At 33.9% G+C, this 14,506-nt stretch carries 8 protein-coding genes; 5 read left to right on the top strand and 3 right to left on the bottom strand.

The window, feature by feature from the left end:
• Positions 1 to 32 precede the first annotated feature (32 nt).
• From A4F88_RS16170 to A4F88_RS16155, 4 genes are all read left to right on the top strand, one after another.
• The gene (locus A4F88_RS16170) at positions 33 to 758 is read left to right on the top strand and encodes a hypothetical protein (protein WP_068843665.1); all 726 of its coding nucleotides are present in this window, start codon (positions 33 to 35) and stop codon (positions 756 to 758) included.
• Positions 759 to 1,025: 267 nt separating this feature from the next.
• The gene (locus tag A4F88_RS16165) at positions 1,026 to 3,299 is read left to right on the top strand and encodes a TonB-dependent siderophore receptor (RefSeq protein ID WP_068843664.1); all 2,274 of its coding nucleotides are present in this window, start codon (positions 1,026 to 1,028) and stop codon (positions 3,297 to 3,299) included.
• Positions 3,300 to 3,502: 203 nt separating this feature from the next.
• On the top strand, positions 3,503 to 4,825 hold the full coding sequence (locus A4F88_RS16160) for an APC family permease (protein WP_068843713.1): 1,323 nt from the start codon (positions 3,503 to 3,505) through the stop codon (positions 4,823 to 4,825).
• 516 nt (positions 4,826 to 5,341) lie between these two features.
• Complete coding sequence (locus tag A4F88_RS16155) at positions 5,342 to 8,257, top strand: S8 family serine peptidase (protein WP_082815787.1); 2,916 nt, start codon at positions 5,342 to 5,344, stop codon at positions 8,255 to 8,257.
• Between the two features lie 133 nt (positions 8,258 to 8,390).
• Here A4F88_RS16155 and A4F88_RS16150 read toward each other — a convergent pair whose 3' ends face one another.
• Positions 8,391 to 11,024, bottom strand: a complete 2,634-nt coding sequence (locus A4F88_RS16150; RefSeq protein ID WP_068843662.1) for a valine--tRNA ligase — start codon at positions 11,022 to 11,024, stop codon at positions 8,391 to 8,393.
• A gap of 254 nt (positions 11,025 to 11,278) precedes the next feature.
• On the opposite strand from A4F88_RS16150, the gene A4F88_RS16145 reads away from it, so the two are divergent.
• Positions 11,279 to 11,659: a DUF1573 domain-containing protein gene (locus A4F88_RS16145; protein WP_068843712.1), complete on the top strand. Its 381-nt coding sequence runs from the start codon at positions 11,279 to 11,281 to the stop codon at positions 11,657 to 11,659.
• Between the two features lie 75 nt (positions 11,660 to 11,734).
• Here A4F88_RS16145 and A4F88_RS16140 read toward each other — a convergent pair whose 3' ends face one another.
• Both A4F88_RS16140 and A4F88_RS16135 read right to left on the bottom strand, forming a co-directional pair.
• Complete coding sequence (locus tag A4F88_RS16140; protein ID WP_068843661.1) at positions 11,735 to 12,217, bottom strand: hypothetical protein; 483 nt, start codon at positions 12,215 to 12,217, stop codon at positions 11,735 to 11,737.
• A 149-nt stretch (positions 12,218 to 12,366) separates the two neighbouring features.
• Positions 12,367 to 14,499: an OmpA family protein gene (locus A4F88_RS16135; protein WP_068843711.1), complete on the bottom strand. Its 2,133-nt coding sequence runs from the start codon at positions 14,497 to 14,499 to the stop codon at positions 12,367 to 12,369.
• Positions 14,500 to 14,506 lie beyond the last annotated feature (7 nt).

Genomic DNA, 14,506 nt, shown 5'->3' with positions numbered 1-14,506 from the left:
TAATCATACTTAATAAATTTAAACGTCATATTATGAAATCTAAAACTTTAAAATCGATAGCGTTTTTACTTTTAATGTTAGTTGCAAGTCCACAATTATTTGCTCATGCCCTTTGGATTGAAACCAAAGCAACAGGTACAAAAGGAAAAGCACAGGAAATTTCTGTTTTCTTTGGAGAATATTCAGATAATGACATTACACTTGCTTCCAAATGGTTTTCTGATTTAAAAGATTTTTCATTAGTCGTAATTAGTCCGTCAAAAAAAGAAACTAAACTTACTGCTAAAGCTTTAGAAAATAAATATCAGGCCTTTTTTACACCGGATGAAGACGGAGTTTATACTGTAGTAATGCATCATATTGTAAAAGATGTATACGGAACGATGAAATTAGATTACAACTCAAGCGCAACTGTAACTGTTGGTAATGCTGCAAAAGGAAATGAAGCCGCTGCAAATTCTAATGTTATTAGTTTATTTTCGAAAGAAGCAACAATTGCCAAACAAAAAGCAACGATAAACGTAAGTGCTTTGTATGAAGCAAAAGAAGCTAAAAAACAAAAAATAAAGGTAATTGCTCCTAATGGCTGGGAAAAAGAATTGTTGAGTAATGATAAAGGAGAAATCTCATTTACACCAATCTGGTCTGGTAATTATATGGTAGAATTTGCTTATACTGAAAAAGCTGCCGGTGAACATAACGGAAAAAAATACGATGAAATCTGGAAAATGGCTACTTATTTAATCTCAGTTAAATAAAACTTTTTTCACTACATATTACAAACCTTGTTCTTTTGGGCAAGGTTTTTTTATCCGTTTAGATTGTATGCAGCATCGCACAACTGCTCTGCCATTTTTAAATGCTTCTGTTTAAAGAATAAAATCACTACATCCAAAATATTAAGATGATCTTAAGATAATACTAAGACAAATTTAAGCAATAAAACACCTTTATAAATTTTGTCAAAGCCTTTTTTAGACCTTATATTTGCAAAAAGTTATTTTTATTCAATCTAAATAAAACACATGAAATATAAATTACTATTTGCTTTATCTGTTCTAAGCTTTACTTCTTATAGTCAGCAATATGCAGCTGCAGAAAACACTTCTACTACAAATGATACTGTAAAAAATAAAAAAGGAGAAATCCTTAATGAAGTAATTGTTACTAAAAATAAAGAGCCAAAACCAGTAACTGCGGTTCGTTCAGGATTAAAACCAATGGATAACCCTCAAAGTATACAAGTTATTGGTTCTGATGTAATAGAGCAACAACAAGCTATTCGTTTAAGCGAAGTTATAAAAAACGCCAATGGGGTCTATGTAGGTTCTGCCCGTGGTGGAGCTCAGGAATCTTTCTTTTCCCGAGGATACGATATGAGTACCAACAATATGTTTAAAAATGGTTTTCGTTATAATTCAGGTTCTATCCCTGATGTTTCAGGTTTAGAAAAAGTTGAATTTTTAAAAGGTGGTTCTGCTTTATTATTTGGAAATGTTGCTCCGGGTGGTGTATTAAATTTGGTAACTAAAACACCATCATTCAAAAAAGGTGGCGAAATTTCGATGCAAATGGGAAGTTACTCTTTCTACAAACCTTCTTTTGATTTTTACGGACCTCTTAGTAAGTCTATTGCTTTTAGAATCAACGGTTCTTATGAAAACTCTGAAAGTTTTAGAGATGTTGTAAAAAATGAGCGTTTATATGTAAACCCTTCCTTGCTTTTCATTGTCAATCCTAAAACACAAATTACAGTTCAGGGAGATTATCTAACTGCAGACTGGACTCCGGATTTTGGTACAGGAATTATAGGAAAACAAATTCTTGATTTACCACGTAATGCTTTTTACGGTTCTCTTTGGTCTAATGGTAATACAAAATCTGCCAGCGCATCGGTATTATTAAATCATGATTTCAATAAAAACTGGAAACTTAATTTTAATAGTTCATACCAGACTTATAACAGAGGACAAAAATCAACAGCTCAATTGTCTAATTTAGATGACATTAAAACATATCCAATTCCTGGTTACTGGAATAGAGGACTAACTCAGGCAAAAAACTTAGAGCAAATTCTGGGAGATCAATTAAGCCTTCAGGGAAATTTTAATACCGGATCTGTAAAACATCAAATCTTTACAGGTGCAGATTGGGAAAATTCATTTGCAACGGCTTATACTTATGCTTTTAACGAAAAACAAGTTAAAGTAAATGGTAAATTTGATCCGAACCTTTATGATACTATCTATCTTTTTGATTTCGATCCTTCGACACAAAGAAACGATATTCCGGATGCAAGAGCGACTCAAATCGCAAAAACAGAAACCAATCGTTTTGGTGCCTATTTTCAAGACTTGATTTCTATTACAGATAAATTCAAAGTTTTAGCTGGTGTTCGTTGGTCCTGGCAAGAAGCTGAAGTAACAACTTACAAAGAAATACTTACGAACGGAGTTCAAACTGTGAGCCCTGAAAAAGCAACACCTGTTGTTGGTAGTAAAAAACTGGATAATGCTTTTTCTCCAAAATTTGGATTAATTTACCAACCAACAAAACAAATCTCTTTGTTTGGTAGCTATTCAAGTTCATTTACTCCAAATACAGGAACAACTGCAGATTTAAAACCAATTGCTCCATCAATTATTGACCAATATGAAGCAGGAATCAAGACTGATTTCTTAAGTGGACTTTTTAGTGCAAACTTTACTGTTTATCAAATCACGAACAGTAATTTAGCACAAACAGCTGAATTTAAAGCAGACGGAACAACTCCAAACGTTGATACTAACGTAAAAGTTTTAAGTGGAGAAACTAAAAGTAAAGGTATAGAAATTGATGTTACGGCCAGACCAATTGAAGGTTTAAACATTATTGCAGGTTACAGTTATAATGATATGCGCTATACAAAAACATCTGGATTAAACGGAAGTTTTATAGAAGGTGATCGTTTAGCAAGAACTCCGGCTAATACCGCAAATTTAAGTTTCTTTTATACCTTGCAAGATGGCTTGTTTAAAGGAGTTTCTGTTGGAGCAATTGGAAATTATATTGGAAAAAGAACTGGAGGCTGGAACAATCAATACGATTCTACTAAACCAAACGGAATCTGGGATAGAGAAATTCCACTTGAGGGATACACAACAATAGATGTATCGGCTGGTTACACTTGGAAAAAAATCTCAATTCTATGTAAATTATCAAACATTACAAACGAGTTGAATTATACTGTTCACGAAAATTATAGTGTGAATCCAATTGCACCTCGTCAAATCCTGACAAGCTTAAGATACAAGTTCTAAAATATTTGAATTAGATTTAGATTACCAAAGCTTTTTCTGCAACTTTCATTTTTTGAAAAGCAGAAGAAGTTTTGGCTTTTTAAATCAATATAAAAAACCTCATTTACTACTAAATGAGGTTTTTTGTTTTCGCAAAAGAAAATGTTCTAATTGTAGTACTTTTGTCCCGCAAATACTTTATCCTCAAAATAAAAAATCCAAATATGTCAGATTCCAGGAAAAATCAATTACAAAAAAGCTTAGGTCTAAGTTTTAATATTGCCGTATTAATTGGAGGAACCATTGGAGTTGGAATTTTACGAACACCGGGCTCAATTGCCTCTTTGTTAAACAATCAATGGCTTGTAATTGCTTCGTGGCTTTTTGGCGGATTATTTGTTTTAATTGGTGCTAATTCCTATGCCGAATTAGCTACAATGCTCCCTAAAGCCGGAGGATCTTACAATTATATTAAAAGGGCTTTTGGAGAATATGCCGGATTTCTTTCGGGTTGGTTTGATTATATTACCAATGCCATTCCCCCAGCTTTTTTCTGTATTGTAATTAGCGAGTACATCACTATTTTATTCCCTTCTCTTAAAAGTTATGCTACTGTAATGGCAATTTCGCTATTGATTGCCTTTGTTTTATTACACTTAAGTGGCGTTAAAAACGGAAGCGCCATACAGCAAATTACAAGTTTTATAAAAGTGGTTTGTTTTGTAGCTCTGGTTGTAGCCTGTTTTATGTATTCGGGCGTAGAAGTTGAACCAATTGCAAAAGATAATTCTTTCTTTCAGATTGGTTTGTTATTTGGATTTTTTAAATCACTTCAGCTTATTATCGGGACTTATAATGGGTGGAATAGCGTTTGCTTTTTTGCTGAAGAAAATGATGATCCGGGTAAAAACATTCCAAAATCATTGTTCAGCGGTGTATTGCTTGTAATGACAATCTACGTTTTACTCAATATCGCCTTTTTTCATGTTTTACCTATTGAAACTATCGCCAAATCAAATCTGGCAGCAGCAGACGTTGCCAATATTATTTTTGGTAAAAACGGAGCGATCATCGTTACCGTTATTTCGATTTTTTCTTTGATTAGTATACTGAATGCTTTTATGATGATTCCGCCACGAATTTTGTATGGATTAAGCCGTGATGGTTTCTTTATCGAAAAAGGTACAGCTGTCAATAAAGGCGGAACACCAATTGTAGCACTTTTGGTTTCTTCTTTCTTTAGTTTGTTTCTGATCTGTATTGGTTCATTTGAAGTCTTGTTTTCATTTGCAGCTTTTACTTCTATTATCGTTTGGGGACTAGCCTATTGTTCTTTACTCAAATTAAGAACCAAAGAACCTGATTTGCCAAGATCATACCGTTCAGTTTGGTATCCATGGACTACTATTATTGCTATTTTGGCTTCAATTGCATTATTAATCGGGTTTGTTTATAGTGATCCTAAAAGTTTTATCATTATTGTGATCATAACACTGGCTTCTTATCCTTTATTTTTGATTTTAAACCGAACTAAAAATGTAAGATAAACTTAGTCTAAAATATCCCAAAATATCTAGTCGATTATTAGACAATATTCTGCTAAATTCAAAAAAGAAACCGTTTCAACAGTAAATTGATACGGTTTTTTTATGGCTTTTTCAGATTGATAATCAGCTCATTTCATCATTGCGAAACGCTATTTTATTTGGCACCGCACTGTTTCTTGACCACTATATTAGCTTAATCTTACTCACAAATACCCCGTTCATCCCAAAAAACACCAATCAATTAAAAATCAGGTATTTATACGCTATTCAACTTCATTTACTTTAACGAGCTTTGTTACGATTTAAAGTTAATTCATACAAAAACATGACAGTTTGTAAATAAAATTATCAAATTAATTTTTCAGAAGTATTTTTTATTAACCTTTTAATACTCAAAATTATGAAAATGAAATTCAATTTGCCGTATGGATTTTACGGTAGTATCAGCGACAAAAGTCCGCCTTTTTTTTATGAAAAAATGTCTTGTAAAAAAATTACCCCTTAAATCAAACCTATATGAAAAATCTCTACAAAATTATTTTCTTTTGTGTAAGTGGAATGATGTATTCCCAAACTCAAAATGATATCGAAAACATTAGATCAGGTTCTAATGTTACAGAACTGGAATCTTTAAGTGTTCGATATAAAACCGAAGCCGCAAAAAACAAAGAAAGAGCTATAAGTCTCGCCAGAGCAAACGGCTGGAGTTTATCTTTTATTAATAAAGATGGTACTCAAAGTGAATTAATGGATGTATCTGCAGACGGAAAATATCCGCTTTATTTTACTCCCGAAAATGCCGATGCAGCAAAATCAACCCGTGCCAATTATTTAAATTCCGGCGGAGGCTTAGGTCTTACACTCAACGGACAAACCATGACTGCTTATGTTTGGGATGGTGGCGCCACACTGCCTACTCACAATGAGTTCGGAGGAAGGGTTTCAATCTTAGATGGTGTTACTACTATAAATCCAGCCAGCAACAACAGCCAGCATGCCAATCACGTTACCGGTACTATTGTTGCAGCAGGTTTGGTTGCTCAGGCAAAAGGAATGGCTTATCAGGCAAATGCAAAAACCAATGACTGGGATTTTGATTTATCTGAAGCTACAACAGCTGCAACAAACGGAATGTTACTATCTAACCACTCTTACGGATGGGGATTAAGAAACGCCTCCGGAGCAGTTATCATGGCAGCATGGAGATTTGGAGCCTATGAAACCGTTGCACGGGATTGGGATAACCTAATGTTCAATGCTCCTTATTATTTAATGGTAAAAGCTGCCGGTAATGATGGTAACGACAATACTGCAAATACAAGTCCGTTAGGAGGTTTTACTACTTATGATAAACTTACAGGATATGCTACTGCAAAAAATAATCTTGTTATTGCTAATGCCAATGATGCTGTAATAAGCAGCACAGGAGCACTCACAAGTGTTACTATTAATAGTTCCAGCAGTCAGGGACCTACAGATGATTTGAGGATTAAACCGGACTTAACAGGAAACGGAACTGCTGTTTACTCGACTGCTACACTTACAGCAACACCTACTCCATTAACCAATACGAGTTACGGGAACGCAACGGGAACTTCTATGGCTTCTCCAAATGTTACCGGAACACTCCTTTTGCTACAGCAACATTATAAAAACAAAACCGGAGGATTTATGCGTGCTGCAACCTTAAAAGGGCTGGCTTTGCATACTTCTGATGATGCCGGAGCAGTTGGACCTGATGCTATATTTGGATGGGGCTTACTAAATGCAAAATTTGCCGCTGAAACCATTACTAAAAAAGGAACCCTTGCTATTATTGACGAGAATACCTTGAACAACGGAAGCAGTTACAGCTTTACTGTAACATCTGATGGTGTAAATCCATTAATTGCTTCTATTTCCTGGACAGATCCGGCTGGTGTAGCTTATAGCGGAAGCACTCCTAATATTGGTACTTCAAGATTGGTTAATGACCTTGACATACGCGTAACCAATTCAGCAGGGACTAATTTTCCGTACAGATTATTAACAGCAACTACAAATGGTTTGGGTGATAATACCAAAGATCCATTTGAAAGAATCAGAATCGTAGGAGCTGCCGGTAATTACACTGTAACCATTTCTCACAAGGGAGCATTAGTAAACGGAAATCAAAAATATTCTGTAATTGTTACCGGAATCACGGCACCACTGGCTGATCTTTACATCAAAGACAGACCATACGATACGGGAGCAGAACCAAATCCGGATTCCGGACCTATGTGGATCAGTGATGATATATGGGTAAGACAAAATACTGATGGAGGTCTTGTACACGAAAATCCGGAATATAAAGTCAGCTCACCAAATGCAGTTTATATCAGAGTTTATAACAGAGGTACAGCTACCAATTCTGCTGCAAAAGTAAAACTTTACTTTGCCAAAGCTTCTTCAGGATTAACATGGCCAACTAATTTTGTAAATTTTAGTGTGGGTCCAGTAATTCATGGTGATTATATTGGCGAGGCAAACATTCCATCTATAACTGCAGGAAGCAGCGCAATAGTAATGATTCCGTGGTATCCGCCAAATCCGGCAGATTATACTTATGATCAGCATCATTTTTGTCTGGCCGCACGAGTTGAATCTCTGGGAGATCCTATGTTTAATGAAGTAAACAATATTGGGATTGGTGTAAATACTAAAAACAATAATAATATTGCCTGGAAAAATCTAAGTGTTTATAATTTAAATACAACTGATTTTGTTTCACCAACTGCTGTTTTTATCAGAGGAATAAAATCTAAATCTGTAAACATCAGATTTGTAGATAAAGGATTTAATGAACAGTTCAAAAACAATTTCTTCGAATTGGGCGGAACAATAGAAGCTACTCTTGATGAAAAATTATTTGAAAAAGCACAGGCTAACGGAAGTTTGAAAAACGTAAAAATTATCGATAAAAATAAAATTCTGATTTCTTCAAGAGAAGCATCAATTGCCAATTTACCAATAGAAATTGGGGAGACTTTTGGAATAACATTTGATTTTAGAGTAACCAAAGATTTTCCTGCTGAAGAACAAATTACTTTAGATCTTATTCAGGAAGATGCTCTTAAAGGGGAATTAGAAGGCGGTGAACGTTTTGCTCTTGTAAAAGCAGGAAAACCTCAAACTAAAGAAGGTGATATAGCCCTTAAAGAAGCCGAAGATTCCAGAGTATTTACTATTTATCCTAATCCTACAAATGGTATTTTTAAAATTAGTATTAACAATGAACAACAGGGAACTTTAAAAATTTCGAGTGTTTACAATGGTATTGTTTTTGAAGAAAAAACAAATAAGCAGAAAGAATTTAATGTGAATATCGCCAAACAAGCTGCCGGAATTTATATTGTTCAGTTTATATCTGATAATGGAATTGTAACGACCAGAAAAATTATTAAAAACTAATTTCTGAAGTACCAATTCTTTAATTTGAATCTGTAAAAAATCATTCTTTTTGCCCTGTATTCAAATTGCTTTGAAAAAAAATCCCAATACTAAAAATAGTATTGGGATTTTTATGTTCAAAAGAAACGGGGGCTTATTTCAAACCAGCTAAACTTTGCTCAATTGTAGCAATTTTTGCCAGTGCATCAGCTTCTTTTTGTTTTTCGTTTGCCAGGACTTTCTCAGGTGCTCCGGCTACAAATTTTTCATTTGATAATTTTGCCTGAACAGATTTTAAGAAACCTTGCGTATATACTAACTCTGCGGTTAATTTTGCGATTTCTGCCTCAACATCAATATTTCCTGTAATTGGAATGAAGTATTCATTTGATTTTACACGGAAAGATAATGCTCCTTCTACTTTTTCTGAAACATAATCAAAAGCAGAAATGTTTCCTAACTTCGTAATGATAGAATCAAAATAAACAGAAACGTTTTCGCTATTAATACCTTTCAGTTCAATACTGTCTTTAAACGGAATATTTTTGTCTTTACGAATGGTTCTGATTCCTGAAATCACTTCGATTGAATTTTCAAAATCAGTTATTAATTTTGCATCAAATGGTTTTAATTCCGGCCACGTTGAAACAATCAAAGCTTCTTCGGCAGTTCTGTCAGTAATTAAATGCCAGATTTCCTCCGTTAAGAAAGGCATAAACGGATGAAGTAATTTCAGGTTACTTTCTAACATTTCGATTGCTTTATCAAACGTTGCTTTATCAATTGGCTGTTGGTATGCCGGTTTAATCATTTCTAAAAACCATGAACAGAAATCATCCCAAACCAATTTGTAAATTGCCATTAAAGAATCTGAAATTCTGTATTTCTCGAAATTATCCTCGATATCAACTAAGGTTTGCTGCAATTTTGCCTCGTACCATTCAATGGCTACTTTTGATGATTCAGGTTGTGGAATAGTTTCAGAAACTTCCCATCCTTTTATCAATTTAAAGGCATTCCATATTTTATTTGTAAATCCTTTTCCCTGAAGGCATAATTCTTCATCAAACATAATATCGTTTCCTGCAGAAGCACTTAAAAGCAATCCTACACGAACACCATCTGCACCAAATTTTTCGATCAAGTCTAAAGGATCAGGAGAGTTCCCTAATGATTTAGACATTTTACGACGCTGTTTGTCACGAACTAAACCGGTTAAATATACATTGGTAAATGGTTTTTTTCCGGTATATTCATAACCTGCAATAATCATTCTCGCAACCCAGAAAAACAAAATATCCGGACCTGTAACTAAGTCATTTGTTGGATAATAATATTTGAAATCTTCATTTTCAGGATTAATAATTCCATCAAAAACAGACATTGGCCATAACCATGCAGAGAACCAGGTATCTAACGCATCAACATCCTGTCTTAAGTCAGATGCTGTAAGTGAATGGTTAGATGTTCTTTCTTGTGCTAATTTTAGCGCCTCTTCGATATTTTCGGCTACAACAAAATCTTTTTCTCCGTCTCCGTAATAATACGCCGGAATTCTGTGTCCCCACCATAACTGACGTGAAATATTCCAGTCACGAATGTTGTTTAACCAATGTGCGTATGTATTTTCAAAACGTTTTGGATGTAATTTAATATCACCGTCTTCTAAAACTGATTTGATTGCAGGCTTCACCAATTCGTCCATTTTCAAAAACCACTGATCTGATAATCTTGGTTCGATTACGGCTTTGGTTCTTTCAGATGTTCCTACTTTATTTAAATGGATTTCGGTTTTTGCCAAAGCTCCAATTTCTTCCAGTTCTTTTGCGATTTCAGTACGAACCACAAAACGATCTTTACCCTGATAGTGTAATCCAAAACTATTTAATGTAGCATCTTCATTAAAAATATCAACGATTTCAAGATTGTGCTTCTCTCCTAACGTTTTGTCATTCATATCGTGAGCCGGAGTAACTTTTAAACATCCGGTTCCGAATTCTACATCTACATATTCATCTTCAATAATTGGAATCACTCTTCCACAAATAGGAACAATCGCTTTTTTACCTTTTAAATGTGTAAAACGCTCATCGTTTGGATTGATACAGATCGCAGTATCTCCAAAAATAGTTTCAGGACGAGTTGTGGCAATGGTCAAAAATTCCTCAGTTCCTTCGATTTTATATTTTAAGAAGAATAATTTTCCTTGTTGTTCTTCGTAAATTACTTCTTCGTCAGACAAAGTTGTTTTTGCTTCCGGATCCCAGTTTACCATTCGGTATCCTCTGTAAATTAACCCTTTGTTGTATAAATCAACAAACGAACGAATTACAGCTGCTGACATGTCAGGATCCATAGTAAATTTGGTTCTTTCCCAATCGCAGGAAGCACCTAATTTTTTAAGCTGTTCCAGGATTGTTCCACCATATTTATCTGTCCATTCCCAGGCATGAGCCAGGAATTCTTCGCGGGATAAATCGTTTTTATTGATTCCTTCTGCTTTTAATTTTGCCACTACTTTTGCTTCGGTAGCAATAGAAGCGTGATCTGTTCCCGGAACCCAACAAGCGTTGAAACCTTTAAGACGTGCTCTGCGAATTAAAACATCCTGAATTGTATTATTCAACATATGCCCCATGTGCAGGACTCCAGTGACGTTTGGCGGCGGAATTACAATTGTATAAGGTGTTCTATGATCCGGTTCTGAATGAAAATAGTTGTTTTTCATCCAGTAATCATACCATTTATTCTCGATCGTTTTAGCGTCAAATTGTGCTGGAATTGTCATTTACTAGGTTGTTTATTCGTTTAACTGTTTAATCGTTTTTTTGTTTAACTGTTTAATTGATTTTTGCTTTTTCAAATGATCAATCGATTAAACGAATTAACGGTTAAACAACTAAACAGAAAAATTGGTTCAATTTTTGTAATTATTATTGACAGCAAAAGTAAATAATTAAGTACACTATAAAAAGCGAATTAATAATTTGTGTGTTAATTAAAAGAATGTATATTTACTTACAACTTAAAAATAATTTCAAAATGAAAAATGTTGCCTCTTTTATTGCAATCGTATTGTTTAGTACAATAGGTCTTGCACAAAATGGCCCAAAAATTGAATTTGCAGCCCAAGACAATACTATTGATTATGGAAAAATTTCGAAAAGTGACAATGGAGTTCGCTCCTTTGAATTTACAAACACCGGAGATGCGCCTCTTTTAATTACAGCTGCAGAATCGACAGTAAGTTCAATAGTTGTTACAAAACCCGCAGCAGCAGTTATGCCTGGTAAAAAAGGTAAAATTGATGTAAAATACAATATGGTTTCAGGACCTATTCGTAAAACCATTACGGTTGAAACCAATGCTGTAAACTATCCTGACGGGAGAGTTGCCTTAAAAATTAAAGGTGAAGTTTTATAAAAAACAAAAATATAAAAATACCAAAAGCCGTTTCTTTACTTAGAAACGGCTTTTTTATTGCTGTAATTTTGATTTTTACTTATCAGTGCATTCAACACTGTCAAATTTATATTTTACACGATCAAAATCGATAGGTTTATCTTTTACAATATAAGTAACTCCCATTGTGGTCTGCATGGTTCCGTTTCCTAAAATAAGCTGTTTATCACGTTTTAGAAATGCCATTGGGTTTTTGAACGTTTTATTTTTGTCAGCTCCTTCAATAAAAGTGTAATCTGCAAATAAGGTATCTCCATGAAACTCACCTGTAATCTCTCCGGTTCTTACCGTTGAAGGTGCAACTTTCATAATCATGTTTCCGCTTAATTTCCCGTTTTTTAAAGTATTCAGTTTTAAATCAATAGTATCCTTTTCATATATCGCTTTATAACACTGAACACTTGTAATTGTTTCAGCTTCAGCTTTTGCCGCTTCTGCTTCTTTTTGTTTTTCTTCATTTTTACAGCTTTGAAGTCCAATACAGGCCAAAAGCGTACACGATAAGACTAGATTTCTCATAATTGGATATTTTTAAAAGGTCATTTATACCTATAAAGTTAAAAAAAAGAAGCTAAAAAAGCTTCTCTTATTAAATTTATATTTTTTATATCAAACCCAAGGCATTTAATAAAAAGCTATTAGGTTTCTTAGTATACATAAAATCAAACCTATAAGTTCTTAATTACAAATTCAGATCTTCTATTTAATTCATGTTCTTCTTCAGAACAGGCATCATCTGTTTTACATTTTACAATAGGTACAGATTCTCCATATCCTTTTGCTGCAACTCTTTTTGCATTAATTCCTGATTCTATGATAAAATCTCTGGTCGAATTGGCTCTTTTTTGAGACAGGTTTTCATTAAATTTTTCATTTCCGCGAGAATCGGTATGCGATCCTATTTCGATAACCATTTCAGGATATTTCTTCATTAATTCAACTACTCTTCCTAAAACAACTTTAGATTCTTTTCGGATATACCATAAGTTGTAATCAAAATAAATAGGATCTGTTTTAATGATTAATCGGTCTTTATTATCTTTTACAACATCTTTTTCCTGTTCTAAAATCTGTTTTACTTTTTCCGTTTTTTTGACTTCGGCAGCAACAATAGCGGCTTCTTTTGCTTTTTTCTGTTTTTGTTTTAATGCTATAGCTGCCAGTACTTCTTTTTTCTTATTTTCCTCTTCTATAATAAGTTCCTGTTTTCGTTTCTTTTCTGCAGCTTCTTTTTCTTCGAGTTTAATTGCATCCAAAGATTTTAATGCCAAAGATGCATCGTTTACAGCATCTCTGGTTTTATTTAAAGTCAGCGTTTTAGATTCATTTGTGTATTTTTCCTTAAACGCAGAGACTTTATAAGAAGCTTCGCAGGCCACTGTAAAATTAAATTTTCCGTCTACAGAAGTTATGATGGTATTGAGTGTCTTTCCTTCTGAATCCTGTAATAGTACAGTTGCATTTTCTAAAGCCAGTCTGGTATCAACATCGGTAATAATTCCGGCAATAAATTGTTTACAGTCTTCTACTATAAGGTCTTTGATTTCTTTGAATTGATAGATATCGTCACTCCCTTTTCCGCCTTCTCTATTTGAGGCAAAATAACCTTCTTTGGTATTTGAGTCAATATTAAATGCAAAATCATCCAGATTTGAATTTAAAGGCAAACCAACGTTTACAGGCTTTGAATATTGATTGCCGTTGATTTCTGAAACAAAAACGTCAAGTGACCCATATCCTAAATGTCCATCTGAAGAAAAATAAAGCTTACCATCTGTCGACGCAAAAGGAAATTGTTCTTTTTTATCGGTATTTACAATTGGACCTAAATTTTTTGGGGTATCAAACGCTCCTTTATTAATGTTTACTGCATAAATATCAAAAGAACCTAATGTTCCCGGCATATCCGATGCAAAATACAATACTTTTTCATCGGCACTCAAAGCCGGATGTTCAGTTGAATAATTTGGGCTGTTAAACGGAAGTGATGTGATATTTGTCCATTTTCCGTCAACTAATTCTGCTTTAAAAATTTGAAGATTGGAGATTTTCTGGTCGTTTGTTTTCCTGGTTCCTTTTTTAGAATTGTTACGGGTAAAGTAAATTGTTTTACCATCTTTTGTAAAAACGGCATTTGCTTCGTGCATTCCGGTTTTTAATTCTTTAGAAAAATAATGTACAATCGAATCAGCTGAGTTGATATTCTTTAATGGAATCGAAACTAAATTCAAATACGTTTCATTGTCCCATTTGAATTTTTTGTCGAATAATCCGGGCTTTAGTTTTACTCCGGCAAACACCAGATTATCATTGTATTTTACTGCTCCAAATTCAGAATTAGGCGTGTTAACAGCCAGATTTTTAATTTCAAATCGTTTCCCGATTGCTGAAACATTTTCTAATGTTTTGAGTTCTTTTTCAAAATTGACTACATCTTCATTATTCCCGGATTTTGTATAATATTCTTTTAAAGCAACATTTGCATCCTCATAACTATTAGTTGCTTTTAGAGTTTGGGCATATCTAAAATAATAATTCCGATCTAAACCTTCGTTGTAGTTTTTAATTAAAAGTCGGTAATAACGTTGCGCTTTTATTAAGTCATTGGTATAAAAATAAGAATCGGCCAGATTTTTAATGACTTCCTGTGAAGGTTTTTCCTGAACCAGTTTTTCATATAAAACAATCGATTCACTATAGTAGGTTTTGTCAAAAAATCGCTTGGCTCTTGCCAATTCGAGATCCTGGGCTTTTATAAATTGTATTGAAAATACGAATATAATAACGAGTAGTTTTTTCATATTTTTC

It is taken from the genome of Flavobacterium chilense (genome assembly GCF_001602525.1).
GTDB classification, from domain to species: Bacteria; Bacteroidota; Bacteroidia; order Flavobacteriales; family Flavobacteriaceae; genus Flavobacterium; species Flavobacterium chilense.
Note: the sequence above shows the minus strand (reverse complement) of the source record. Positions and strands in the feature narration are given on the sequence as shown.